Below are 23,100 nucleotides of genomic sequence, written 5' to 3' on the forward strand. Positions count from 1 at the left end.
GGCGGGCAGGAAACCGATTCCAGGAGTGACCGAGCGCCTGGACACATCACTGTCAGTAATGCGCGTAGCCGCTCAACGGGCATTTCTGAGAAGCGGGAACCTGGAAAGTGCCGTCAATACCGCTGCAATTGCGGAATCTGGGGTTCTGCGGTGGCGGTTTAATCGCCTTTCGCTTGCCCTCGATGACCGTCGGGACTCCGGACCCTTGCGCGTAACCGCTCAACGGGCAGTTCTGGGAAACGGGAATCTGGAAGGGGCCATCAAAACTTTTGCAGGTACGGAATTTGGGGTTCTGCGGCGCCGGTTTAAGAACCCTTGGCTTGCCCTCGATGACCGTCGGGACTCCGGACCCTTGTGCGTAGCCGCTCAATGGGCAGTTCTGGGAAGCGGGAATCTGGAAGGGGCCGTCAAAACTTTTGCAGGTGCGGAACCTGGATGTCTGAGCCGCCTGGGCTTGCGTGGATTGGCACCCGGCAAAGGCAGCGACTACCGCAAGCAGAAGAAAAATTCCATTTTTCACTGTAAAATCCCCCAACCCCGCAAGAAAAATAAGATGAAACCACCGAAAGGTCAAACAGGAAACGATCTGAAGGTGGTCCCTATATATTAGATGAACCAAATTAAACCCGGCGTCTCCGCCGGGTTTCCTAAGGCATTTTCAGTATTGATGGAGCCAGCCTAAGGCCGTTGTCTGGACATCAGACCTTGCGGTTGCGTGCCGCCAGCGTGCGCAGCCTCAGCGCGTTGAGGCGGATGAAGCCGGCGGCGTCCTTCTGGTCGTAGGCGCCGCGATCGTCCTCGAAGGTGACCAGCGCGTCGGAATAGAGCGTCTTCTTCGACTTGCGGCCGGTGACCATGACATTGCCCTTGTAGAGCTTCAGCCGCACCGTGCCTTCGACGTCTTCCTGACTCTTGTCGATCATCGCCTGCAGCATCAGCCGCTCGGGCGAGAACCAGAAGCCATTGTAGATGAGCTCGGCATAGCGCGGCATGAACTCGTCCTTGAGATGCGCGGCACCGCGGTCGAGCGTGATCGATTCGATGGCGCGGTGGGCCACGATCAGGATGGCGCCGCCGGGCGTTTCGTAGACACCGCGCGACTTCATGCCGACGAAGCGGTTCTCGACCAGGTCGAGCCGGCCGATGCCATTGTCGCGGCCGAGATCGTTGAGCGCGGCCAGCATGGTCGCCGGCGACAGCTTCTTGCCGTTGAGCGCTACGGGATCGCCCTTCAGGAATTCGATCTCGATCTCGGTGACCTTGTCCGGCGCATCCATCGGCGAAACGGTGCGCTGGTGGACGAATTCCGGCGGCTCGCTCCACGGATCTTCGAGAACCTTGCCCTCGGAAGAGGAGTGCAGCAGGTTGGCGTCGACCGAGAACGGCGCCTCGCCGCGTTTGTCCTTGGCCACCGGGATCTGGTGCTGCTCGGCGAAGTTGATCAGGTCGGTGCGCGACTTGAACGACCAGTCGCGCCACGGCGCGATGACCTTGATGTCGGGGTTGAGCGCATAGGCCGAAAGCTCGAAACGGACCTGGTCGTTGCCCTTGCCGGTGGCGCCATGCGCGATCGCATCGGCGCCGGTCTCCTTGGCGATCTCGACGAGGTGCTTGGAGATCAGCGGCCGCGCGATCGAGGTTCCCAGCAGATAGGTGCCTTCATAGACGGTGTTGGCGCGAAACATCGGGAAGACGAAGTCGGAGACGAATTCCTCGCGCACGTCGACGATGCGGATGTCCTTGATGCCCATCATCTCGGCTTTCTGGCGCGCCGGCTCCAGTTCGCCGCCCTGGCCGAGATCGGCGGTGAAGGTGACGACTTCGGCGCCGAGCTCGGTCTGCAGCCATTTCAGAATGATGGATGTGTCGAGACCGCCGGAATAGGCGAGCACGACCTTCTTGACGTCTTTGGTCTTGGACATTTCCTGCTCCGTCGGATGGGTGGACGCCTGGGCAAGGACGTCACGGATTGTCGGAGCGCCTTTTAGCAGGAACGGCAAAGCGAGCAAGCACGCGCGGCGCCAGACTGCTGATCCAGCGCGCGGCAGGCGGCGATCCATCTCTTTGTTGGGGCGTAATCTCTGGACAAACCGAAATCATCCGTCCGAAAAAACCGGTTCCAACTTTCCGCTGGCGTGGTCTTTCGGTTCGGGATCATGCTCCTGGGGAAACAACCTGCTACAATCATGGGCTGCATTTTTGCCGAGGATTTAAGCAAGTTTTCATGTCCTGCCGCTAAACCAGCGAGACAGAGCTGCGCCGGCCATGCAACCTGCCGATGCAGCTTTTGCCTGCTCATTGCGGGTGTCCTCAGGCTTGGACCATTCTTGATGCGCGTTATATCATGCATCGTCACGGAGCATAATCTGTGGCTTGTCCTGCTGGCGGCGCTGATGTGCGTCACCGGCTGCTGGGTAACGATCGGTCTCCTGGATCGCGCCAGGAAAACCGTCGGCGTGCAGATGCGGGGATGGCTGTTCCTGACCGCGGTCGCCGCCGGTTCCTCGATCTGGTGCACGCATTTCATCGCCATGCTGGCCTATCAGCCCGGCGCGCCGATCACCTTCGATCCGGCGCTCACCATGATCTCCCTGGTCATCGCCATGGTCGGAACCGGGGCGGGCTTCGGCCTTGCCCTGGACAAGAGCCGCGGCCTGGCGCCGGAATGGGGCGGCTGTGCCGTCGGACTGGCGATTTCGGCCATGCACTATACCGGGATGATGGCCTATCACGTGGCCGGCATCGTCGAATGGGACGCCCGCTATGTCGTCGCTTCGGTGCTGATCGCGATGGCATTCTCGGCCGTGGCGGTCGGCCATGCGGTGCGCCGGCCTTACCGCTGGTCGCATTATCTCGGCATCGGGCTTCTGGTGCTGGCGATCGTTGGCCTGCATTTCACGGCGATGGCGGCGGTGGCGGTGACGCCGCTCTCCTTCATCACCACGGGCACCAATCCCGATATTCTCGAAGCGATGGCCGTCGCGGTTGCGGTCGTCGGCCTGATCGTCGCGGCCACCGGCTTCGCCAGCTACCTGATCGACGAGCGTGGCCGGCTCGAGAGCTTCGAGCGGCTGCAGCATCTTGCCCTCAACGACGCGCTCACCGGCCTTGCCAACCGGGTCTCCTTCAACGACCGCCTCGACCACGAGATCGAGCGGGCGCGCGAGGGTGAGGAGACGATGACCGCCGTCATCGTCATCGATCTCGACCGTTTCAAGGAAATCAACGATCTCAGGGGACACGCCGCCGGCGACCAGGCGCTCAAGATCATTGCGCGCAGGCTGGCGAAGCTGACCGGCGACGGCGAGTTCGTCGCCCGGCTCGGCGGCGACGAATTTGCCGCCATCAAGCGCTTCAGGGACCAGAACGACCTGCTCGGCCTGGTGTCGCGGCTGGAAAAATCGTTGTTCGAGCCGCTGCAGATCGACGATTTCGAGACGATCACCGGCGCCAGCATCGGCGTCGCCGTCTATCCGCGCGACGGGGCCGACCAAGAGAGGCTGGTCAGCAATGCGGATCTGGCCATGTACCGCGCCAAGAATGACGTGACGCGGGCCGTCTGCTTCTACGAATCGGCCATGGACGAGACGGCGCGGGCGCGCCGGGCGCTCGCCACCGACCTTCGCCTGGCGATCGAGCGCGGCGAGCTCGCTGCACTATCAGGTGCAGACCTCGGTTCAGACCGGCGCCACCTGCGGCTATGAGGCGTTGCTGCGCTGGACCCATCCAGTGCACGGCATGGTCCCGCCCGCCGAATTCATTCCGATCGCCGAGGAGAATGGCTCCATCCTGGCGATCGGCGAATGGGTGCTGCGCACTGCATGCCGCCAGGCGGCCTCCTGGGACAATGGCCACAAGATCGCGGTCAATCTATCGCCGGTGCAGTTCGCCCATGCCGATCTCGCCAAGCTCGTCCATCAGATCCTGGTCGAGACCGGCCTGTCGCCGAAGCGTCTCGAGCTCGAGCTGACCGAATCGACGATCGTCGCCGACAAGGTGCGCACGCTGCACGTGCTGCGCCAGATCAAGGCGCTCGGCGTGACGATCGCGATCGACGATTTCGGCACCGGTTATTCCTCGCTCGACACGCTGCGCTCGTTCCCGTTCGACAAGATCAAGCTCGACCGCTCCTTCATGGCCGATGTCGAACGCAGCCCGCAGGCCAAGGCAATCATCCGCGCCGTGCTGACACTGGGGCGCAGCCTCGACATTCCCGTGCTCGCCGAAGGCGTCGAGACCCATGTCCAGCTCACCATCCTGCAGGTCGAAGGCTGCAACGAGGCGCAAGGCTATTTCCTTGGCCGCCCCAAGCCGATCGATCAGATCCTGCTCATCGGGGGTCCTGTTCCCCAGGACGCCCCGCCCACCTTCGAGGAACCTGTCAGGGTGCTGGCTGCCGCCGGCTGACGCTCTCGTCTCGCCCTTTCCGAACGCCTTCGACATTGTGGTCTCCGCAACAAGCTGGAAACTGTAGTGCCGAAGCGATTGCCATGCTGGACCACCGCTTCATCTGGCGCCGGCACAGCGCACCCTGTATAGGCTCGCGCGTTCCCCGGAGCCGCCCATGTCCTTTATTCCCGACACCGCCACGCTGATCCAATTCGCCATCGCCACGGTCATCCTGGCGATCACGCCTGGGCCGGACATGACCTTGTTCGTCTCGCGCACGCTGAGCCAGGGCCGCGCCACCGGGTTTGCCTCGATGGCCGGCGCGCTGTGCGGCACGCTGATCCACACCACGCTGGTGGTGGTCGGCGTCTCGGCGTTGATCGTCGCCTCGCCGATGGCCTTCTTCGTGCTGAAGATTTTTGGCGCCGGTTATCTCGTCTTCCTGGCCTGGCAGGCGATCGCCAAGGGCTCGGCGTTTTCGCCGGAGAAGAAGACAGGCCCGCAAATCTCGCTGTTGCGCAGCTGGGCGGCGGGGCTTGGCGTGAATTTGCTCAACCCGAAGATCATCCTGTTCTTCATGACCTTCCTACCGCAGTTCGTCTCCGCGCATGATCCGCACGCGCCGGGCAAGCTGTTCTTCCTCGGGCTTATGTTCATCGTGCTGTCGATCCCGGTGACGGCGCCGATGGTGCTGGCGGCGGAGAAATTTTCCGCGGCGATGAAGGCCAGCCCGCGCGTGACGCGGGTGGTCGACTATCTCTTCGCCGGCGTGTTCTCGGCCTTCGCGCTCAAGATCCTGACGGCCCAGGCGAAGTAGGGTCTTTTCGTTTGACCATGATCTTTTCCGAAAACCGGCTTCCACTTTTCGGGATCATGGTCTGGCCTCGTCTTTCCACCAGCTTCCGGCCCAGCGGCCGGCGCTCAGCCAGTAGAAGACGCCGCCGACCATGCCGCCGCCGATCACCGCCATGATGGCGCTGGTGTCGGTGACCGCGAAGGTGGACTCTTGGGCGTGGTCGACCAGGCCGAGGAAGACGGCTGCCACCACCGCGCCCGCCAGCGCATAGTACAGCCAGTCGCGCCGGCCGAGGATTTCGGCAAGCAGGATGACGATCACCGCCGGCAAGAAGGCGAAATAGGCGACGAACAAAGCGACGAAGGGTATCGAGAAATACAGCGAAGCCGTGGCCGTCGGGTGCGTGTGATCAGGCGTGTAGCCGAGCGAGGCCAGGAACAGGATGTTGAGGAAAGCGCTCGCCGCCAGCGAGGCGACGGCATAGCCGAACAGGATCATGGCAAAGCGGACGAGATAGGAAACGATGCGGGTCATCGGGGATTTCGCTTGGCAAGATGGCCTGACCTGCGCCCAGCCAGGAGCCAGTAGACCGAACCGGCGACGGTGCCGGCCGTGGCCAGGAATCCGAGAAAGCCCGGATTGAAAACAAAGCCTCCGGCCGAGCCCGGGACAAGAACGCCAAAGGCGATGGAGGTGACCGCCCCCATGACGGCGAAATAGAACCATCCCCGCAGCGCAAGCCATTCGGCGACCAGGATCGCCGGACCGACGATCAGCAGCGCGCAGACCGCCACGGTCAACACGGCGAGCGGGAAGGAACCCAGCCAGTCGAAGGTGTATACCATGGACCAGTTGCCGTATTCGATCCCTTCCAGAAGTGTGATCAGCAGCACAGGCACCAGGATAGAGGTCAGCACGCCGGCGATATAACCGACGGCTATGATGGCGATGCGTTTGAGCCCGGCGACGAGACGGCTCACGCCTCGCCGTGCCCCGCGATCATCATGGCTTCCAGCGCCAGCCGGTCGACTTTTCGCATGCGCTCGGATTCCGACTTCAGCTGGCCGCAGGCGGCGAGGATGTCGCGGCCGCGCGGCGTGCGGATCGGCGAGGCATAGCCGGCATTGTTGATGTAATCGGCGAATTTCTCGATCGTCTCCCAGTCCGAGCACTGGTAGTTGGTGCCGGGCCACGGGTTGAACGGGATCAGATTGATCTTGGCCGGAATGCCCTTGAGCAGCTTGATCAGGCCCTTGGCGTCCTCGATGGAATCGTTGACGTCCTTCAGCATCACATACTCGAAGGTGATGCGCTTGGCGTTCGACAGGCCGGGATAGGCGCGGCAGGCGGCGATCAGCTCTTTCAGCGGATACTTCTTGTTGATCGGCACCAGCAAGTCGCGCAGATCGTCATTGGTGGCATGCAGCGAGATCGCCAGCATGACGCCGATCTCCTCGCCGGTGCGGAAAATCTCGGGCACGACGCCGGAGGTCGACAGCGTGATGCGTCTTTTCGACAAGGAAAGCCCGTCGCCGTCGGAAGCGATCAGCAGCGCCTTCTTCACCGCCTCGAAATTGTAGAGCGGCTCGCCCATGCCCATCATGACGATGTTGGAGACCTTGCGGCCCTCGGCCGGCACGATGGCGCCGTCCGGCGTGTCGCGGTCGGGGAAGTCGCCAAGCCGGTCGCGAGCGGTGAGCAATTGCGCCAGGATTTCCTCGGCGGTGAGGTTGCGCACCAGCTTCTGCGTGCCGGTGTGGCAGAACGAGCAGGTCAGCGTGCAGCCAACCTGCGAGGAGATGCAGAGTGTGCCGCGGCCTTCCTCGGGAATGTAGACGGTCTCGATCTCGACGGGCCGGCCGGCGCCGCGCGGCGGAAAGCGGAACAGCCATTTGCGCGTGCCGTCGGAAGAAATCTGTTCCTCGACGATTTCGGGCCGGGCGACGGTAAAATGCTTGTCGAGCTCGGCGCGTAGATCCTTGGAGATGTTGAACATACCGGCAAAGTCGGAGACGCCGCGCACATACATCCAGTGCCAGAGCTGCTGGGCGCGCATCTTTGCCTGGCGCTCCGGAACGATGCCGGACGCGACCAGCGCCTCGCCGAGCTCGGCGCGGGTCAGGCCGATCAGCGACGGCTTCTCGGGCGTGGCGCGGGCGCGCAACGCGTCGCGGGCACCCTCAGTGGTGAGGTCGAAGGAAAGGGTCATGGTCGCACTGATATAAGCTGTTTGCGGCCGATTTCATCCATCGTGCCGGGAACTGAAGCGCGGCGCATAGCACAGGTTGAGGGCGGAGTCATGCGGTGGCGAACACAACCCCGAGTGGGCCGGCAGTGTTTCGATCGCGAATGTTCTGATCGACAGACGGTCTTTGCCGTTTAAACCGAGAGTTCATCGGACCAACCAGTTTGTCACACGATAACAGCCCGCTACGACCGGCTGGCAGCCTTGCACCCAATCTTCCCGCCACGCGCGAGCCGATCACATAGTCGTGTTGACGTAACGATTCCCTTGCCGCCTTCGAAGGCTGAAGGGGGCAACCACGCCCTTGCAAAATGGGAGTATGCAGAATGAACTCGATCAAGCTCGCTGTCATTGCCGGCCTCGTCGGCTTGTCCACCCCGCAGGCTTTTGCCGAAGACGCAATGGGCACAATGACCATGATGAAAGGCGGGGAGGTGATGGCAATCATGCCCGATGGACACATGGGAACCATGATGCCGGACGCAAAGATGGGCGCCGAGATGATGAAGATGGCAAAGCCGATCAAGCACTGCATGATGATGATCACCGACGCCAAGGGCAAAGCCTACATGATCGATACGTCGACCAAGAAAGCCCAGGCCGAATGTGAAAAAATGGCCATGTGAAACCTGAATCTGTAGAGGCCGCTCCCGCCTGCAGGAGCCGGCGGGAGCATCCTGCGCGCAGATCACTGCCGCGGGCGCCAGGCCGGCGCGCTGCTCGGCATGGCCGGCTATTTCGCCGGCGTCGTGCAGGCGCCGATGACGGCCTTCGTCATCATCCTGGAGATGACCGGCAATCACGACAATGTCATCGCGCTGATGCTGGCCTCGATGCTGGGCTACGGCACCGCACGCATGATCTCGCACGAGCCGCTCTATCACGCGCTGTCGCGGGTGTTCATCGCGGAGGCGATCCGGCGGCGGCGAGCGGAGGCAGCGCCGTAACCAGTCCAGACCTGACAACAAAAAGGCCGGGCTTGTGGCCCGGCCTTCGGGTTCAAATGCGGCTTGTGCCTACTTGCACTTGGCGATCGATGTCAGCGCAGCCGAAATGCCCTTCAGCGAGAAGACATAGGAGGTGGGATTGCCGCGGCCAGACTTCGCCGTCACCTTCATGTCGGTGCCGGTCTTCATGGCGGCGATCAGCACCGGTTCCTCGGCGGCGTTCTCGACCCAGGCCGACTTGCCTTTCGTGAACATCGAGAAGGACTTCTTGTCGATGGTGACGGTGGCCTTGGAGCCTTCCTGGAAATTGTAGCCGGCGATGAATTGCGGCTCGTAGGACACCTGCTGGCCGGGCCGCTGGCTGACGAAGAAGAACATGTCGCCATGGTCGAGCGTCGGCGGCTGCTTGTCGGTCGGCACGGTGAGCACGTAGCAGACCTTGCCGCCCGATGCCTGGTAGCTGTAGGTGCCCCAGGCATTGTGCTGGCCGATCTTGGTCGCCTGCTGCGCCAGTGCCGGCGCCGCCGAGGCCGCCAGGATCAGGCTCGAAACGAGTGCTATCAATCCGCGCATTGTCTTTCCCGTATTCCAAATGGTGCGGAGGCGGGCCGCATGGCGTCCTGCCGTCGCTTCATTTTGATTTAATCTGGGTTACCAAACGGTGAATTTCCCTCAACAAAAGGACGCTCACCCCAGGAAACCGCCGCCATTCCCGCGCCGCCGCCTTGTCAGCGGCCGGCGCGACGTCCCTTCGGCGACTTGGAGGCCACGAAAGCGGCAAGAGTTTGACTTTTCAGCCGGGCCTCCAAGCGCCTCTGTCCACAGGGCGCGCGCCACGTGAAGACGCTCAGCCCTTGTCGGCGATGGCGTCCTTGGCGGCCTGGCGATGCGCCGGCGTAATGTGGGCGCTGACGGCGGTGATCGCGGCGGTCAGCACGGCGATGTCGTCGGTGAAGCCGAGCCCGAAAATGAAGTCCGGGATGAGGTCAAAGGGCAGGACGAAATAGCCGAGCGCGGCCACCAATATGCCCTTAGCGCGCATCGGGGTGTTCTTGTCCATGGCGCAGTAGTAAGCGGCGACGACGTCTTCCATGAACGGGATCTGCCGTGCGGCCTTCTTGGCGGTGCGCCAGAATTTTTCGCGTACTTCGCTTTCGCCACCGAGCTTGTCGCCAAAGCCGAAGAAATCAAAACCGGGTTGTTGCGCCATCAATCACTCCTTGCATGCGCATCCTGGCGCATGCCTCGCGAGGCAAAATGTGGTGAAAGCCGAACCCGGCTGCAAGATGCCGATGCCGATTTGGGGGCGCCGCTCACGGCCAAGCGTACACTCAGCCGCCGAAATAGCGATTCATCTTCGTCGCCAGCGCGATGTCCAGCGCCGTGACGCCGCCGGCGTCATGGGTGTTCAGCGTCACGTCCACGGTCTTGTAGACGTTTGACCAGTCGGGGTGATGGTCCATCTTTTCGGCCGCCAGCGCGACGCGGGTCATGAAGGCGAAGGCTTCGGAAAAATTCTTGAAGACGAAGCTGCGCTTGATCGAGGTGCCGTCCGTGGCCAGCGACCAGCCGCCGAGTTCGGCAAGGGCAGCAGTTATGGCGTCCTTGCTGAGTTTTTCTCTCGTCATGATGATTTCCCGTGCTATTTCGAATTTGACCCTCACCATACTGCAAGTCGTCCAAAAGTGCTTTGCGGTTTTGGGGTTCCAAATGCACAAACGGCGCATATCGAATGAGCATAAAGCCGATAAATTCCATACTCTTCGTCTGCCTCGGCAACATCTGCCGCTCGCCATTGGCCGAAGGCGTGTTTCGCACCGCATTGGCGGAACGCGGGCGCGACATGCTGCTGGACTCTGCCGCCACCAGCGGCTGGGAGGTCGGCTCGGCCCCCGACCCTCGCTCGATCGCGATTGCCTTGCGTCACGGCATCGACATTTCCGGACAGAGGGCGCGCAAGGTCAGGCCGGAGGATTTTTCGCGTTTCGACCTGATCCTCGGCATGGACCGCTCGAACGTCGCCGATCTCAAGGCGCTGGCGCCCGCGCGGGACCGAGTGCACCTGTTTTTAGAATTTGCGCATGGACAGGCGCGCGACGTGCCCGATCCCTATTATGACGGGCCGGAGGCCTTTGCCGAAGTCTACCGCATGATCCGCGAAGCGTCGGAGGCGCTGGCGACACGGCTGGCGGCGCGAGCGTCGGTACCCGACAGCGGCCAGGCTTCCTCGACGATATAAGGGCCGCCGCCGACCGAATCGCGCGACGACATCAGGACGAATCGGCCGATGCGGAAGGGCAGCGTCGAGAAATTGCCGCGCGCCGACAGATACTGGGCGACGTCCAGCGGGGTCGAATTGCGCAGCCGCGCAAGGGTGACATGCGGCATGAACTTGCGCGGATCGGCGGGAATGCCGAGCCGCTGGCAGATGCGCTCGATCTCGCCCTGAAGCGCTGCCAGATCGGGCGAAGGGGCAGCGCCGGCCCAGACCGCGTGCGGCTTCTTCTGGCCGAAAGCGCCGACACCGGACAAGGTCAGCGAGAAGGAGGGGCGGTGGACGCGGTCGAGCGCGTTGGCGATCTCATCGGCTACGTGACCGGGGACATCGCCGATGAAGCGCAGCGTCAGATGGTAGTTTTCGACATCGATCCAACGGGCCCCGGGCAGGCCGCCCCGGAGCAGGGACAGCGAAAGGGCGGCGTCACGCGGAATTTCGAGGGCGGTGAAAAGACGCGGCATGAAGAGCCTCCCTTCCTCGAATCGAACTGTCATCCCTAGCGAATCATCGATAGTCGAATGGAGCAAGAGGTTTATTGGTCACACGCTTTGTTAAAAGTTTCCGCCAGGGAAGGCATTTTATCCGGCCTCACGAACCTCCAGGCACCGCCGCGATGGCCTTCTCGACCGTCGGCAGGATGCGCTCGACCATCTGGTCGACCCCCTTGGCGTTCGGATGCAGGCCATCCTCGAGCCGCAGGCCGGGCTGGCCGGCGACGCCGTCGAGGAAGAACGGATAGAGCGGAACGTCGTATGTCTTCGCCAGGTCGGGAAAGATGGCGTCGAAGGCGTTTTGATAGTCGGCCCCGAGATTGGGCGCGGCGCGCATGCCTGCGAGCAGCACGGCGATCTTGCGCTGTTTGAGCTTGCCCAGCATCTCGTCGAGGTTCTTCCTGGTGATATCGGGCGCGACGCCGCGCAGCATGTCGTTGGCGCCGAGTTCGAGGATGACCAGCTGGGTGCCGTCCGGCACCGACCAGTCGAGCCGCGCCAGGCCGCCGCTGGTGGTGTCGCCGGAAACGCCGGCATTGGCGACGGTCACGTCATGGCCCTTGGCCCGAAGCGCGGCCTGCAATTTGTCGGTGAAACCCTCGCCGGGCCCGAGGCCATAGCCCGCCATCAGGCTGTCACCGAACCCGACGATCTTGAAAGGCTCGGCCTGTGCCGACGAAATGGCGCCGCAAAGGGCGAGGAAAAGGATGAGCCCTGCGGCTATCTGGCGTTTGAAAGACATGCGGCAGGCCCCATATGACAAAAACATTCTTCCGGGCGACGGCTTCCGGCAAGCAGAGCCTTCATCCCTGATATAGGACGCTTTCATTTTGACAGAAGCCGTCATCGCGCTGAAAGACGTATCGCTGACGCTTGGCGAAGGCGCTTCGTCCGTCCACGTGCTGAAGGGCGTCAGCCTCGAGGTGGCGCGCGGCGAGGCCACCGGCATCGTCGGTCCCTCAGGGTCCGGCAAGTCGACCTTGCTGATGGTGCTGGCAGGCCTGGAACGGGTCGATTCGGGTACGGTACGAATCGCCGGCGAGTTGCTCAACGGCAAAAGCGAGGACCAGATTGCTTCGTTTCGTGGCCGAAACATTGGCATCGTGTTCCAGTCCTTCCACCTCATCCCCAACATGACGGCGCTCGAAAATGTCGCCGTGCCGCTGGAGCTGGCCGGCCATGCCGATCCGTTTTCGGTGGCGGCGCGGGAGCTGGCGGCGGTCGGCCTGTCCGACCGCGTCACCCACTACCCCGGCGAACTTTCCGGCGGTGAACAGCAGCGCGTGGCGATCGCCCGGGCGCTGGCGCCGTCGCCGCGCATTTTGATCGCCGACGAGCCGACCGGCAATCTCGATCAGGTGACGGGGCGGCAGGTCGCCGACCTTTTGTTCGCCAAGGCGGCCGAGCGCGGCATGACGCTGGTGCTGGTCACCCATGATCCGGCGCTCGCGGCGCGCTGCTCGCGCCAGGTGTCGATGCGCTCCGGCCGGATCGAGGCGCCGGCGCCCTTGAAGGTCACCGCCTGATGCCGCTGGCGCAGACGCTGAAGCTCGCGGTTCGCTTCTCGCTGCGCGAAATGCGCGGCGGCCTGTCCGGCTTCCTGATCTTCCTTGCCTGCATCGCGCTCGGCGTCGCGGCGATCGGCGGCGTCAATTCGGTTGCCCGTTCGATCAGTGCCGGCGTTGCCGACCAGGGCCAGACGCTGCTCGGCGGCGACCTCCGCTTCCAGATCAACCAGCGCGACGCCAGCCAGGCCGAGCGTGGCTTCCTCGACGGGCTGGGCACGGTTTCGCGCACCGCCAGCATGCGCTCGATGGCGCGCCTGGCCGACGGCTCGGACCAGGCGCTGGTCGAGGCCAAGGCGGTCGACGACGCCTATCCGCTCTACGGCGCGCTGGAAACCGAACCGAAGCTGTCGAAGCAGGAGCTGTTCGGCGAAGAGTTTGGCGTTTTCGGCGCGGCGGCGCCCGATCTGTTGTTCGAACGGCTGCATCTCACGCTCGGCGACCGGCTGAAGCTCGGCACCGCGACCTTCGAACTGCGCGCCAGGCTGGTCACCGAGCCGGATGCCGTGTCCGACGGTTTCGGCTTCGCGCCAAGGCTGATGATCTCGACCGAGGCACTGGCGGCGACCGGACTGGTGCAGCCGGGCAGCCTGGTCGAAAATGCCTACAAGATCCTGCTGCCCGCCAACGCCGACGAGGCGCGGCTCAAGGCCATCCAGGATCAGGCGGCGAAGGATTTTCCCGAGGCCGGCTGGTCGATCCGCACGCGCAGCAATGCCGCACCCGCGCTGTCGTCCAACATCGAACGCTTCTCGCAATTCCTGACGCTGGTCGGGCTGACGGCGCTGGTGGTCGGCGGCGTCGGCGTCGCCAATGCGGTGCGCGCCTATCTCGACGGCAAACGCGGCGTCATCGCCACCTTCAAGAGCCTGGGCGCTTCCGGCGGCTTCGTCTTTGCCGTCTATCTGGTGCAGATCATGATCATCGCCGCGCTTGGCATCGTTCTCGGTCTCTTGCTCGGCGCGCTGATGCCCTTTGTAGCGAGTGCTGCGCTCCAATCCGTCATTCCGGTGCCGGCGGAGGGCGGCTTCTATCCCGGCGCGCTCGCCATGGCGGCGCTGTTCGGCCTGCTGGTGACGCTGGCCTTCGCGCTGTTGCCGCTTGGCCGCGCCCGCGATGTGCCGGCGACGGCGCTGTTCCGCGAGATGGGGCTGGAAGGCCGTGGCCTGCCGCGCCCGGTCTATATTGCATCGGCCATCGGCATCGCGCTGCTCTTGGCGGCGCTGGCCATCCTGTTTTCCGGCGACCAGCGCATCGCCTCGATCTTCGTCGGTGCCACTATCTTCGCCTTCCTGGTGCTGCGCCTGGTCGGTGCGCTGGTGCAGTGGGCGGCAAGGAAAAGCCCGCGCGTGCGCTTCGTGGCACTCAGGCTCGCCGTCGGCAACATCCACCGGCCGGGCGCCCTGACGCCATCGGTGGTGCTGTCGCTCGGGCTCGGGCTGACGCTGCTGGTGACGCTGGCGCTGATCGACGGGAATCTCAGGCAGCAGATCTCCAGCAGTCTGCCGGAGCGGGCGCCGAACTTCTTCTTCGTCGACATCCAGGGCAGCGATGTCGATGCGTTCTCCGCACTGATCGGCAAGGAGGCGCCAAAGGGGACGCTGGCCAAGGTGCCGATGCTGCGCGGCCGGGTGATGGCGCTCAATGGCGTCGATGTCGACAAGGTCAAGGTGCCGGCCGAAGGCGCCTGGGTGCTGAAAGGCGATCGCGGCCTGACCTATGATGCCAGGCAGCCGGAAAACGCGACGCTGACCGAGGGCAAATGGTGGCCGGACAATTATACCGGCGAGCCGCTGGTCTCGTTCTCGGCGCAAGAAGGCAAGGAAATCGGGCTGAAGCTCGGCGACACCGTCACCGTCAATGTGCTCGGCCGCAACGTGACGGCCAGGATCGCCAATTTCCGCCAGGTCCAATGGGAAACGATGGGCATCAATTTCGTCATGGTGTTCTCGCCCACCACATTCACCGGGGCGCCGCATGGCTGGATGGCGACGCTGACCGAAAAGAATGCCACCACGGCCGACGACGCGCGCATCCTCAATGCCGTCACCCGCGCCTTTCCGGCGGTGACGACGGTGCGGGTCAAGGACGCGCTCGATGTCGTCAACCGGCTGGTCGGCCAGCTCGGCACGGCGATCCGGGCGGCGGCCGGCGTGGCGCTGATCGCTTCGGTGCTGGTGCTGGCCGGCGCGCTCGCCGCCGGCAACCGGGCGCGCATCCACGATGCCGTGGTGCTGAAGACGCTTGGTGCCACCAGGAGAACGCTGATCACGGCATTCTCTCTCGAATACATGCTGATCGGACTGGCCACCGCCATCTTTGCGCTGGCCGCCGGCGGCATCGCGGCCTGGTACATTGTCGCCCGCATCATGACCCTGCCGTCGCATTTCATGCCGCAGGTGGCGGTGGCGACCATCGTCTTTGCGCTGGTGATCACCGTCGGCATCGGCCTCGCCGGCACCTGGCGGGTGCTCGGCCACAAGGCCGCACCGGTGCTGCGCGAGCTGTAATTCCAGGGCCGAAGCCACCATCGCGGATTAAATCTTGGTAAGGATGCCGGTCGGAAAGCCCGGGAATCGGCCTTTCGGCCTCTCACGAACCGTTACATCCGGTTACGGTCTTGTTCTTGACGCGAATAACCATCATATTTCGCCACAGGCATGCTGGAGCCCCGCCAGCGGCGCCTGGGTCCAGTGGATTTGTACCCAACAGGGTCCGACACCGGACGGGGCAGAAGCAATAGAGGACTACAATGGCTGATCCCATTCGCAACTTCCAGACGCGCGCCGTGCCCGGCGCCGCCGTCGATATCGACCAGGGCCTGCGCGCCTATATGGTCAAGGTTTACAATCTGATGGGGCTTGGCCTCCTCATCACAGGCCTTGCCGCTGTCGGCACGATCATGCTGGCCACCACCACCGATCCGGCCTCGGCTGTCGCAACGCTGCCGAGCGGCGAAATGCTGACCTCCTTCGGCTACGCGATCTTCGGGTCGCCGTTGCGCTGGGTGGTGATGCTGGCGCCGCTGGCCGCCGTGATGTTCCTGTCGTTCCGCGTCCAGTCGATGAGCGTTTCGGCGGCGCAGACGACGTTCTGGGTCTATGCCGGCCTCGTCGGCCTGTCGCTGTCGTCGATCTTCCTGGTCTACACCACAGCCAGCATTTCGCAGACCTTCTTCGCCACCGCCGCCGGCTTCGGCGCGCTGTCGCTCTATGGCTACACGACCAAGCGCGACCTGACGGCGATGGGTTCGTTCCTGATCATGGGTCTGTTCGGCTTGATCATCGCAATGGTGATCAACATCTTCCTGCAGTCGTCGGCGCTGTCCTTCGCGGTATCGGCGATCGGCGTGCTGATCTTCGCCGGCCTCACCGCCTATGACACGCAGAAGATCAAGGAGATGTATTTCGAGGGAGACGCTTCGGATGTCGCAGGCCGCAAGGCCATCATGGGCGCGCTGAGGCTCTATCTCGACTTCATCAACCTGTTCATGTTCCTGCTGCAGTTCATGGGCGACCGCCGCTAGAGCGTTTCACCGTTTCATGGAAACGGCGAACCGCTCTAACTCTTTGTTTTGACGCAATTCCAGACGGAAAACCGCTCACACTTTTCCTGGAATTGCTCTAAGGCTTCGCATCATGGTCTGACTGGACCATCGGGTTTGGAAGGGGCGGCCCAACGGCCGCCCTTTTCTTTTGCGCCGGTCTTTGCTGTTATCGCAGGCACATGGAAGGCTTGCATAAAGAATGAGCAATATCGTGATTCGGGCGGCCAATGCCGCCGACCTCGACGCCATCACCGAAATCTACGCCGACGCGGTGACACATGGCACGGCGAGCTACGAGCTGGAACCGCCGAGTCGCGCCGAGATGGGCACGCGATTCGACACGCTCACGGCCGGGGGCTTTCCGTATCTGGTGGCGGAAAAGAATGGTGCCGTGCTCGGCTATGCCTATGCCGGCGCCTTCCGGCCGCGCCCGGCCTATCGCTTCATCGTCGAGGATTCGGTTTATGTCGCGCCTGAAGCCAAGGGCCAGGGCGTCGGCCTCATGCTGATGCAGAGCCTGATCGCGGCGGCCGAGGCGGCGGGTTTCCGCCAGATCATCGCGGTGATCGGCGACGGCCATCCCGACAGCGCATCGGTCAAGCTGCACGAAAAGCTCGGCTTTCGCCCTTCAGGCCGGCTCGAAGGCTCCGGCTACAAGCACGGGCGCTGGCTGGACACGGTGTTCATGCAGCTGTCGCTGAATGGCGGTGCGTCACTGCCGCCGGATGCGGCTTCTTTGCCGGAGCGGAAGTTTCGAGGGATGAAATAAAGAGGAATTGAAGAACTGAGGAATTGAAGAAGAGGAGAGGAACTGAGGAATTGAAGAACTGAAGAAAAATAAAAATGAACTAATATCAGCCGCTTAGCACCTCTTTCCTCAGTTCCTCAGTTCCTCAGTTCCTCAGTTCCTCAGTTCCTCAGTTCTCCAGTTCCTCAATTCTCCAGTTCCTCAATTCTCCAGTTCCCCTTCACGCCTCGACCACTTTCAGTTTGCTGTCGAAGATGCCAAGCACGCGGCCAAGTTCTTGCCCGCGCTTGAGGATGCGCCCGCCAGCGGCAATGACGGCGAAGGCGCCCTGCTTGCGCGCCAGTTTCGGATCCTTGACGATCTGGAACAGCGGCACTTCGCTGGCGCGGCGGAAGACGGAAAACACGGCCCTGTCGGTCAGATGATCGATGGCGTAGTCGCGCCATTCATTGGCGGCGACCATGCGTCCGTAGAGTCTGAGGATCTGGTCCAGTTCACGCCGGTCGAAGCGCACCGGCTGGTCGAGGCGTGCGTTGCGCGCCTCGTGCAGCGGGATCAATATTGCGGATGCGTCACCATCCCCCGTCCCGCCGCTGTCGTCAGTCATGCCTCGATCCTTCAAACTGAATCTTTGCCAACCAAAATTGGCCCCTTCGCGCGGCAATTGCAAGAGCCGGCGAAGCGGTGGCGGCGGCGCGCCATTTCTGTCACGTCCAGTCACTTTTGTAATGCGCACTGTTGGAATTGGTGATGCTTCGCCACATTTCTGCCTTTTTTTATCCGCGCTCATGCCCCAATGTCCGACGAATTTACCGGCGTTGCCTGAGACGGTTCGGTCCGGCACCGGCTCGTAAACCCCAAGCCCCCCGCCCACGGGTCTGCGTCGGATCGAACCAACCTCGGTTTTTCCTTGGAAAAATCGGGTGCGACGATCCCAAAACCTAAATGACCGGCGTCAGAAGCAAGCTGACGTCGGTTTTTTCATGCCTGTGGTTCTGGGGCGCCCGGATGCTGTCTCCGGAGTTGGGAGACAAAGCTCATCAGCTGGCGATGCAAAATCAGCTTCAGCTGGGGCGGTTAGCCCCGAGGAGCGCATACACAATTTCATCACGCCAAATGTCTCCGACACGCAGATGGTCACGCAGCAGGCCTTCGCGGCCAAATCCGAGTTTCTCGACCAGCTTGCGCGACGGGGTGTTGTCGGGATCGATGAAGGCCTGGACACGGTGCAGGCCGAGCTCGTCGAAGCAGAAGTCGAGCATCGCCGAGACGGCCTCGGTGGCCATGCCGCGTCGCTGGCATGAGGGATTGATGAAGTAGCCGATGGCCACGCGCTTGTTGCGGATATGGCCATCGTGATAGCTGACGAGGCCGAGGCAGCGGTCAGTCTCGATGTCGGCCACCGCCCAGTGCCGATAGTAGGATGGGGTGCAGTCGACATATCTGAGCACGGCGCGCTCGGTCTCGATCCGCTTCGTGTGGACTGGTGCGTTCCAGAAGCGCATCGCCTTCGGGTCGGCAAAGCATTCGTGCATCGCATCCGTATCTTCGCCCCTGAACTGGCGCAGGCGCAGGCGCGCCGTCAGGAGGATCGGGTGCGGCTCGGGTCGCTTCGCCATGGATGCTCGCCTACTTTCGTGGCCGGCCGGCTTTCATCAGCGATCGGTTCCCTGAAGCCGGTCTATCGATGGAGATCAGGGCTTGTGGATGAAGGCGGCGCCGAGGATGGGGCCTGGCATGCCGTCCTTGCCGACCGACTGCAAAAGCACGGCGCAGCCGCCTTTCTTGGTGATCTCGCTCAACGGCAATTCATAGCGCTGCGCCTTGCCGTGCCACATGCCGGCGGTCTGGATGCCGGTGACGGCGTTCCAATAGGTCATCTTACGGCCGGAGTTCTCGCCCTGGGCGATCTTGACCGTCTGTGGCGCATCGAAATAGACGATGACGACATGGGCATCGTTGGGGCCGGCGCCGGCATCGCCGGCATCGATGATCACGCGGTCGCTGGTGCGGCTGACCTTGACGGGGACCCGAATGCCTTCGCCGCCCCTGGCCATGCGGGCAAGCGCGCCGTCGACCTCACCGCGATTGGCGCCGTTGACGTGCACGCGGCCATTGAGGACCGCCTGCGGCGTATAGACGGAGCGACTGCCGAAGGCGCGCATATAATCATATTGCCGCTCGGTGTTTTCCTTGCGGCTCAGCGTGTCCTTCCAGCCGAGATAGTCCCAATAGTCGACGTGATAGGAGAGCGCGACGATGTCTTCCTTGGTGGCGAGTTCGGCGAAGAAGGCATCGGCCGGCGGACAGGAACTGCAGCCCTGGCTGGTGAACAGTTCGACCACGCCGAGCGGCTTGTCGGGCTGGGGTTTCTCGGCCTGGATTCTTTCGGCCTCGCCGGCATGGCCGGCACCGGCAACCGCCGAGAAGGCCAGCGCAAAGGCTGCCAGCCAAAGTGATCTTCGCCAGGCCATGACCATTCCAATTCCCGCCGGTGGCGCCGGCTTTGTTCTGATTGTCTGAAATATGTGGCAGAAGCGGAAGTCAACGGGAAGTCACGTTGCGGTGAAATTTTGCCATTGCAGCCGCAGGTAAGGCCGCAATAGGTGAGACACTGCATTTCACGACGTGGTTCGATTCGGGAGTGGCATCATCACCATGTGGCAAACTCTCCTGACCCCGGTCGATCTCTATTGCGAGCGGACCGGACCTGGACTTTGGGCCGAACCGACGAATGCTTTGACCAACCTCGCTTTCATTGCCGCGGGATTATGGGGTGTGCGGGAAGTACGTCGATGCAAGGCCGGCACCTTCGCCGAGGTGCTGGCCTGGTGGGTGGTGGCGATCGGCATCGGCTCGACGATCTTCCATACCTTTGCCACCAAGGGCACGATCTGGGCCGATATCCTGCCGATCGCCGGCTTCACGCTCGCCTATACGCTGTTCAATCTGCGCCGCTTCCTTGGCATGAAATGGGGCCAGGCGATTGCGGTCTTCGTCGTCTTCTATGCGGTGGCAGGGGCGATTACCTTCGCCGTGCCGGACTGGCTGCGCCAGGCATCGAACGGCACGACAAGCTATCTGCCCCCATTCCTGGCGCTCGCCTTCTTCGGTGTCTGGATAACAGTCAGCGGCAACCGGGCCGGCTGGTACAATCTGGCTGGGTCGGCGATCTTCGTGGTGTCGGTCATCTGCCGGATGATCGACCCGATGGTCTGCGCCAGCTTTCCGCTCGGCACGCATTTCCTGTGGCACGTCTTCAACGGGCTGATGCTGGGGGTGCTGCTGGCGGCGACGGCGCGGTTTGGAGCGCCGAAGGTAAGTGAGTAGTGAGTAGTGAGTAGTGAGTAGGCTCTTTCCCTACGTCCTACTCACTACTCACTGTTTTTCTAAGCTGCCAGATCGCGCAGCACGTACTGCAAAATGCCGCCGTTCTTGAAGTAGTCGAGCTCGTCCAGCGTATCGATGCGGCAGATGATCGGCACGTTCTTCACCGTGCCGTCGCCATAGGTGACCTTGGCGGTCATCGTCTGGCGCGGCTTGATGGCGCTCAATCCGTCGATCTCGACCAGCTCGTCGCCCTTGAGATTGAGCGAGGCCCATGACGTGCCTTCCTCGAAGACGAAGGGGATGACGCCCATGCCGACCAGGTTCGAGCGGTGGATGCGCTCGAAGGACTGGGCGATGACCGCGCGGACGCCAAGCAGGTTCGTTCCCTTGGCCGCCCAGTCGCGCGACGAGCCGTTGCCGTATTCGACGCCGGCGAAGATGACCAGCGGCACGCCTCCCTTCTTGTACTCCATCGCCGCGTCGTAGATCGATTCCTCTTCCTTCGACGGGTAGTGGATGGTGTAGCCGCCCTCGCGGCCGTTCTCGCCCAGCATGTGGTTGCGGATGCGGATGTTGGCGAAGGTGCCGCGCATCATCACCTCATGATTGCCGCGCCGCGTGCCGTACTGGTTGAAGTCGGCGACGCCGACGCCGTGGTCGGTGAGGTACTTGCCGGCCGGCGAGGCGGCCTTGATCGAACCCGCCGGCGAGATGTGGTCGGTGGTGATCTTGTCGCCGAACAGGCCGAGCACGCGAGCGCCCTTGATGTCGCCGATCTTGCCGAAACCAGCGGTCATCCCGGCGAAATAGGGCGGGTTCTGCACATAGGTCGAATTGTCGTCCCAGGCATAGGTCTGGCCTTCCGGCGCCTTGACGTTCTGCCAGTACTCGTCGCCTTTGAAGACGTCGGCATATTTGCGGGCGAACAGCTCTCGCGTAACGTTCTTCTCGATGAACTCCTGGATCTCGGCCGAGCTCGGCCAGATATCCTTGAGGTAGACCGGATTGCCGTTCTTGTCCTCGCCGAGCGGCTCAGTGGTGAGGTCCTTAGTCACGGTGCCGGCCAGCGCATGCGCCACGACCAGCGGCGGTGACGCCAGATAGTTGGCCTGCACGTCGGGCGAGACGCGGCCTTCGAAATTGCGGTTGCCGGAAAGCACCGCGGCAGCAATCAAGCCCTTGTCGTTGATGGTCTTGGAGATCGGCGCCGGCAGCGGGCCGGAATTGCCGATGCAGGTGGTGCAGCCGAAGCCGACCAGATTGAAGCCGATCTGGTCGAGCTCCTTCTGCAGGCCGGATTTTTCGAGATATTCGGCCACGACCTGGCTGCCGGGGGCGAGCGAAGTCTTCACCCACGGCTTCTGCTTGAGGCCAAGGCGGTTGGCGTTGCGGGCGAGCAAGCCCGCGCCGATCAGCACGCTCGGGTTCGAGGTGTTGGTGCAGGAGGTGATGGCGGCGATGACGACGTCGCCATGGCCGAGGTCATGGTCGGTGCCTTCGACGGCGTAGCGCTTGGAGATTTCGGCGGCTTTCTTGTATTCGGTCTCCATCGCCTTGGCGAAGCCGGCTGGAATGCCTTCCAGCGCGACGCGGCCTTCGGGCCGCTTGGGGCCGGCCATCGACGGCACGACGCTGCTCAGCTCGAGTTCGAGCAGGTCGGTGAAGACCGGATCGGCGGAGCCGGCCTCGCGCCACATGCCTTGCGCCTTGGCATAGGCTTCGACCAGCGCGATGCGGCTTTCCTCGCGGCCGGACATTGTCAGGTAGCGGATGGTTTCCGAATCGACCGGGAAGAAGCCGCAGGTGGCGCCATATTCGGGCGCCATGTTGCCGATGGTGGCACGGTCGGCGAGCGTCATGTTGGACAGGCCCGGGCCGAAGAACTCGACGAACTTGCCGACGACACCCTTCTTGCGCAGCATCTGAGTGACGGTGAGCACCAGGTCCGTGGCGGTGACGCCTTCCTTGAGCTTGCCGGTGAGGCGGAAGCCGATGACTTCGGGCAGGAGCATGGAGACGGGCTGGCCGAGCATGGCCGCCTCGGCCTCGATGCCGCCGACGCCCCAGCCGAGCACGCCAAGGCCGTTGATCATGGTGGTGTGCGAATCGGTGCCGACGCAGGTGTCGGGATAGGCAGTGGTTTCGCCGTCTTCGGTATTGGTCCACACGACCTGGCCGAGATATTCGAGGTTGACCTGGTGGCAGATGCCGGTGCCGGGCGGCACGACGCGGAAGTTGCGGAACGCCTGCTGGCCCCATTTCAGGAACTTGTAGCGTTCCTCGTTGCGCTCATATTCGAGCTCGACATTGCGGGCAAAGGCCATCGGCGTGCCGAACTCGTCGACGATGACGGAATGGTCGATGACGAGGTCGACCGGCACCAGCGGGTTGATCTTCTGCGGATCACCGCCGAGCGAAGCCATGGCGTCACGCATGGCGGCCAGATCGACGACGGCCGGAACGCCGGTGAAATCCTGCATCAGCACGCGGGCCGGGCGATAGGCGATCTCGACGCCGGCGGTTCCCTTGTCGGTCAGCCAGCCGGCGACCGCCTGGATCGATTCCTTGGTGACGGAGCGGCCGTCCTCGTTGCGCAAGAGGTTCTCCAGCAGCACCTTCATCGAATAGGGCAGCTGGGCAATGCCGGTGAGGCCGTTCTTCTCGGCCTCGATGAGATCGAAATAGGTATACTCGGTGCCGCCCGCGGTCAGCGTGCGACGGCAATTGAAACTATCGAGGGATTTTGACACGTGCGATCCGTCCT

22 protein-coding genes and 2 pseudogenes are annotated in these 23,100 nt (G+C 63.0%); 10 read left to right on the forward strand and 14 right to left on the reverse strand.

All coding sequences use genetic code 11. The annotated features are described in order from the left end of the window. Positions 1-52 precede the first annotated feature (52 nt). Together CKW40_RS25805 and CKW40_RS25810 are read right to left on the reverse strand one after the other, a co-directional pair. On the reverse strand, positions 53-520 hold the full coding sequence (locus tag CKW40_RS25805; RefSeq protein ID WP_095202657.1) for a hypothetical protein: 468 nt from the start codon (positions 518-520) through the stop codon (positions 53-55). A gap of 178 nt (positions 521-698) precedes the next feature. Beyond that, positions 699-1,922 (reverse strand): argininosuccinate synthase, encoded by a 1,224-nt coding sequence (locus CKW40_RS25810; RefSeq protein WP_095202802.1) that lies wholly within the window; start codon positions 1,920-1,922, stop codon positions 699-701. 408 nt (positions 1,923-2,330) lie between these two features. On the opposite strand from CKW40_RS25810, the pseudogene CKW40_RS25815 reads away from it, so the two are divergent. Both CKW40_RS25815 and CKW40_RS25820 read left to right on the forward strand, forming a co-directional pair. Next, a pseudogene (locus CKW40_RS25815) lies at positions 2,331-4,407 on the forward strand (putative bifunctional diguanylate cyclase/phosphodiesterase). A 157-nt stretch (positions 4,408-4,564) separates the two neighbouring features. After that, positions 4,565-5,206 (forward strand): LysE family translocator, encoded by a 642-nt coding sequence (locus CKW40_RS25820; RefSeq protein ID WP_010912379.1) that lies wholly within the window; start codon positions 4,565-4,567, stop codon positions 5,204-5,206. Between the two features lie 54 nt (positions 5,207-5,260). On the opposite strand, the gene CKW40_RS25825 is transcribed toward CKW40_RS25820, so the two are convergent. Genes CKW40_RS25825 through rlmN form a run of 3 tightly spaced genes read right to left on the reverse strand, consistent with a single transcriptional unit; the run spans position 5,261 to position 7,394 of the window. Further along, the gene (locus CKW40_RS25825; protein WP_095202658.1) at positions 5,261-5,719 is read right to left on the reverse strand and encodes a hypothetical protein; all 459 of its coding nucleotides are present in this window, start codon (positions 5,717-5,719) and stop codon (positions 5,261-5,263) included. After that, on the reverse strand, positions 5,716-6,165 hold the full coding sequence (locus CKW40_RS25830) for a hypothetical protein (RefSeq protein WP_095202659.1): 450 nt from the start codon (positions 6,163-6,165) through the stop codon (positions 5,716-5,718). Before CKW40_RS25830 ends, CKW40_RS25825 begins: the two co-directional genes overlap by 4 nt. Then, on the reverse strand, positions 6,162-7,394 hold the full coding sequence (gene rlmN / locus CKW40_RS25835) for a dual-specificity RNA methyltransferase RlmN (RefSeq protein WP_095202660.1): 1,233 nt from the start codon (positions 7,392-7,394) through the stop codon (positions 6,162-6,164). The genes CKW40_RS25830 and rlmN overlap by 4 nt, the downstream gene beginning before the upstream one ends. A 362-nt stretch (positions 7,395-7,756) precedes the next feature. Between rlmN and CKW40_RS25840 the strand changes: the two genes are divergently transcribed. Further along, positions 7,757-8,056: a hypothetical protein gene (locus tag CKW40_RS25840; protein WP_095202661.1), complete on the forward strand. Its 300-nt coding sequence runs from the start codon at positions 7,757-7,759 to the stop codon at positions 8,054-8,056. Between the two features lie 87 nt (positions 8,057-8,143). After that, a pseudogene (locus CKW40_RS25845) lies at positions 8,144-8,377 on the forward strand (chloride channel protein); the annotation flags it as partial. A gap of 69 nt (positions 8,378-8,446) precedes the next feature. On the opposite strand, the gene CKW40_RS25850 reads toward CKW40_RS25845, so the two are convergent. The 3 genes from CKW40_RS25850 to CKW40_RS25860 all read right to left on the reverse strand — a co-directional run bounded on the left by CKW40_RS25850 (position 8,447) and on the right by CKW40_RS25860 (position 10,005). After that, complete coding sequence (locus CKW40_RS25850; RefSeq protein ID WP_095202662.1) at positions 8,447-8,950, reverse strand: invasion associated locus B family protein; 504 nt, start codon at positions 8,948-8,950, stop codon at positions 8,447-8,449. Between the two features lie 274 nt (positions 8,951-9,224). Next, positions 9,225-9,587 (reverse strand): YkvA family protein, encoded by a 363-nt coding sequence (locus CKW40_RS25855; protein ID WP_095202663.1) that lies wholly within the window; start codon positions 9,585-9,587, stop codon positions 9,225-9,227. Between the two features lie 121 nt (positions 9,588-9,708). Further along, the gene (locus CKW40_RS25860) at positions 9,709-10,005 is read right to left on the reverse strand and encodes a 4a-hydroxytetrahydrobiopterin dehydratase (protein WP_095202803.1); all 297 of its coding nucleotides are present in this window, start codon (positions 10,003-10,005) and stop codon (positions 9,709-9,711) included. A gap of 104 nt (positions 10,006-10,109) precedes the next feature. Here CKW40_RS25860 and CKW40_RS25865 point away from each other — a divergent pair, with 104 nt between their 5' ends. Further along, positions 10,110-10,616 (forward strand): low molecular weight protein-tyrosine-phosphatase, encoded by a 507-nt coding sequence (locus CKW40_RS25865; RefSeq protein ID WP_095202664.1) that lies wholly within the window; start codon positions 10,110-10,112, stop codon positions 10,614-10,616. Here the strand turns inward: CKW40_RS25865 and thpR are convergent. Next, entirely contained in the window at positions 10,520-11,116 is a 597-nt protein-coding gene (gene thpR / locus CKW40_RS25870; RefSeq protein WP_095202665.1) for an RNA 2',3'-cyclic phosphodiesterase, read from the reverse strand. The two genes, CKW40_RS25865 and thpR, sit on opposite strands and share 97 nt — an antisense overlap. Before the next feature lie 127 nt (positions 11,117-11,243). Then, positions 11,244-11,888, reverse strand: coding sequence for an arylesterase (locus tag CKW40_RS25875; RefSeq protein WP_095202666.1), 645 nt, complete (start codon positions 11,886-11,888; stop codon positions 11,244-11,246). An 88-nt stretch (positions 11,889-11,976) separates the two neighbouring features. Here CKW40_RS25875 and CKW40_RS25880 point away from each other — a divergent pair, with 88 nt between their 5' ends. From CKW40_RS25880 to CKW40_RS25895, 4 genes are all read left to right on the forward strand, one after another. Further along, on the forward strand, positions 11,977-12,672 hold the full coding sequence (locus tag CKW40_RS25880; RefSeq protein ID WP_095202667.1) for an ABC transporter ATP-binding protein: 696 nt from the start codon (positions 11,977-11,979) through the stop codon (positions 12,670-12,672). Then, positions 12,672-15,221 carry an ABC transporter permease gene (locus CKW40_RS25885; protein ID WP_095202668.1) on the forward strand — a complete coding sequence of 850 codons (2,550 nt, stop codon included), beginning with the start codon at positions 12,672-12,674 and terminating at the stop codon, positions 15,219-15,221. The genes CKW40_RS25880 and CKW40_RS25885 overlap by 1 nt, the downstream gene beginning before the upstream one ends. A gap of 242 nt (positions 15,222-15,463) precedes the next feature. After that, complete coding sequence (locus CKW40_RS25890; protein WP_095202669.1) at positions 15,464-16,237, forward strand: Bax inhibitor-1/YccA family protein; 774 nt, start codon at positions 15,464-15,466, stop codon at positions 16,235-16,237. Positions 16,238-16,457: 220 nt separating this feature from the next. Next, entirely contained in the window at positions 16,458-17,027 is a 570-nt protein-coding gene (locus tag CKW40_RS25895; protein ID WP_095202670.1) for a GNAT family N-acetyltransferase, read from the forward strand. Positions 17,028-17,226: 199 nt separating this feature from the next. On the opposite strand, the gene CKW40_RS25900 is transcribed toward CKW40_RS25895, so the two are convergent. The 3 genes from CKW40_RS25900 to CKW40_RS25910 all read right to left on the reverse strand — a co-directional run bounded on the left by CKW40_RS25900 (position 17,227) and on the right by CKW40_RS25910 (position 19,486). After that, positions 17,227-17,613, reverse strand: a complete 387-nt coding sequence (locus CKW40_RS25900; RefSeq protein ID WP_095202671.1) for a DUF2794 domain-containing protein — start codon at positions 17,611-17,613, stop codon at positions 17,227-17,229. A gap of 457 nt (positions 17,614-18,070) precedes the next feature. Then, on the reverse strand, positions 18,071-18,625 hold the full coding sequence (locus tag CKW40_RS25905) for a GNAT family N-acetyltransferase (RefSeq protein WP_095202672.1): 555 nt from the start codon (positions 18,623-18,625) through the stop codon (positions 18,071-18,073). 75 nt (positions 18,626-18,700) lie between these two features. Beyond that, positions 18,701-19,486, reverse strand: a complete 786-nt coding sequence (locus CKW40_RS25910) for a DUF1223 domain-containing protein (protein WP_095202673.1) — start codon at positions 19,484-19,486, stop codon at positions 18,701-18,703. Positions 19,487-19,664: 178 nt separating this feature from the next. On the opposite strand from CKW40_RS25910, the gene CKW40_RS25915 reads away from it, so the two are divergent. After that, the gene (locus tag CKW40_RS25915) at positions 19,665-20,336 is read left to right on the forward strand and encodes a ceramidase domain-containing protein (RefSeq protein WP_095202674.1); all 672 of its coding nucleotides are present in this window, start codon (positions 19,665-19,667) and stop codon (positions 20,334-20,336) included. Positions 20,337-20,395: 59 nt separating this feature from the next. On the opposite strand, the gene acnA is transcribed toward CKW40_RS25915, so the two are convergent. Next, entirely contained in the window at positions 20,396-23,086 is a 2,691-nt protein-coding gene (gene acnA / locus CKW40_RS25920; RefSeq protein WP_095202675.1) for an aconitate hydratase AcnA, read from the reverse strand. Positions 23,087-23,100: the final 14 nt, after the last annotated feature.

This window comes from Mesorhizobium carmichaelinearum, assembly GCF_900199455.1.
In the GTDB taxonomy this organism is placed as follows: domain Bacteria; phylum Pseudomonadota; class Alphaproteobacteria; order Rhizobiales; family Rhizobiaceae; genus Mesorhizobium; species Mesorhizobium carmichaelinearum.

What these genes read in the sequence shown, in the direction of transcription:
- CKW40_RS25905 (WP_095202672.1), bottom strand. Translation starts at nt 18,625, where the DNA reads ATGGCGAAGCGACCCGAGCCGCACCCGATCCTCCTGACGGCGCGCCTG.
- CKW40_RS25885 (WP_095202668.1), top strand. Translation starts at nt 12,672, where the DNA reads ATGCCGCTGGCGCAGACGCTGAAGCTCGCGGTTCGCTTCTCGCTGCGC.
- CKW40_RS25875 (WP_095202666.1), bottom strand. Translation starts at nt 11,888, where the DNA reads ATGTCTTTCAAACGCCAGATAGCCGCAGGGCTCATCCTTTTCCTCGCC.
- CKW40_RS25825 (WP_095202658.1), bottom strand. Translation starts at nt 5,719, where the DNA reads ATGACCCGCATCGTTTCCTATCTCGTCCGCTTTGCCATGATCCTGTTC.
- CKW40_RS25890 (WP_095202669.1), top strand. Translation starts at nt 15,464, where the DNA reads ATGGCTGATCCCATTCGCAACTTCCAGACGCGCGCCGTGCCCGGCGCC.
- CKW40_RS25860 (WP_095202803.1), bottom strand. Translation starts at nt 10,005, where the DNA reads ATGACGAGAGAAAAACTCAGCAAGGACGCCATAACTGCTGCCCTTGCC.
- CKW40_RS25810 (WP_095202802.1), bottom strand. Translation starts at nt 1,922, where the DNA reads ATGTCCAAGACCAAAGACGTCAAGAAGGTCGTGCTCGCCTATTCCGGC.
- CKW40_RS25910 (WP_095202673.1), bottom strand. Translation starts at nt 19,486, where the DNA reads ATGGTCATGGCCTGGCGAAGATCACTTTGGCTGGCAGCCTTTGCGCTG.
- CKW40_RS25895 (WP_095202670.1), top strand. Translation starts at nt 16,458, where the DNA reads ATGAGCAATATCGTGATTCGGGCGGCCAATGCCGCCGACCTCGACGCC.
- thpR (WP_095202665.1), bottom strand. Translation starts at nt 11,116, where the DNA reads ATGCCGCGTCTTTTCACCGCCCTCGAAATTCCGCGTGACGCCGCCCTT.
- CKW40_RS25865 (WP_095202664.1), top strand. Translation starts at nt 10,110, where the DNA reads ATGAGCATAAAGCCGATAAATTCCATACTCTTCGTCTGCCTCGGCAAC.
- CKW40_RS25915 (WP_095202674.1), top strand. Translation starts at nt 19,665, where the DNA reads ATGTGGCAAACTCTCCTGACCCCGGTCGATCTCTATTGCGAGCGGACC.
- CKW40_RS25820 (WP_010912379.1), top strand. Translation starts at nt 4,565, where the DNA reads ATGTCCTTTATTCCCGACACCGCCACGCTGATCCAATTCGCCATCGCC.
- CKW40_RS25900 (WP_095202671.1), bottom strand. Translation starts at nt 17,613, where the DNA reads ATGACTGACGACAGCGGCGGGACGGGGGATGGTGACGCATCCGCAATA.
- rlmN (WP_095202660.1), bottom strand. Translation starts at nt 7,394, where the DNA reads ATGACCCTTTCCTTCGACCTCACCACTGAGGGTGCCCGCGACGCGTTG.
- CKW40_RS25855 (WP_095202663.1), bottom strand. Translation starts at nt 9,587, where the DNA reads ATGGCGCAACAACCCGGTTTTGATTTCTTCGGCTTTGGCGACAAGCTC.
- CKW40_RS25850 (WP_095202662.1), bottom strand. Translation starts at nt 8,950, where the DNA reads ATGCGCGGATTGATAGCACTCGTTTCGAGCCTGATCCTGGCGGCCTCG.
- CKW40_RS25840 (WP_095202661.1), top strand. Translation starts at nt 7,757, where the DNA reads ATGAACTCGATCAAGCTCGCTGTCATTGCCGGCCTCGTCGGCTTGTCC.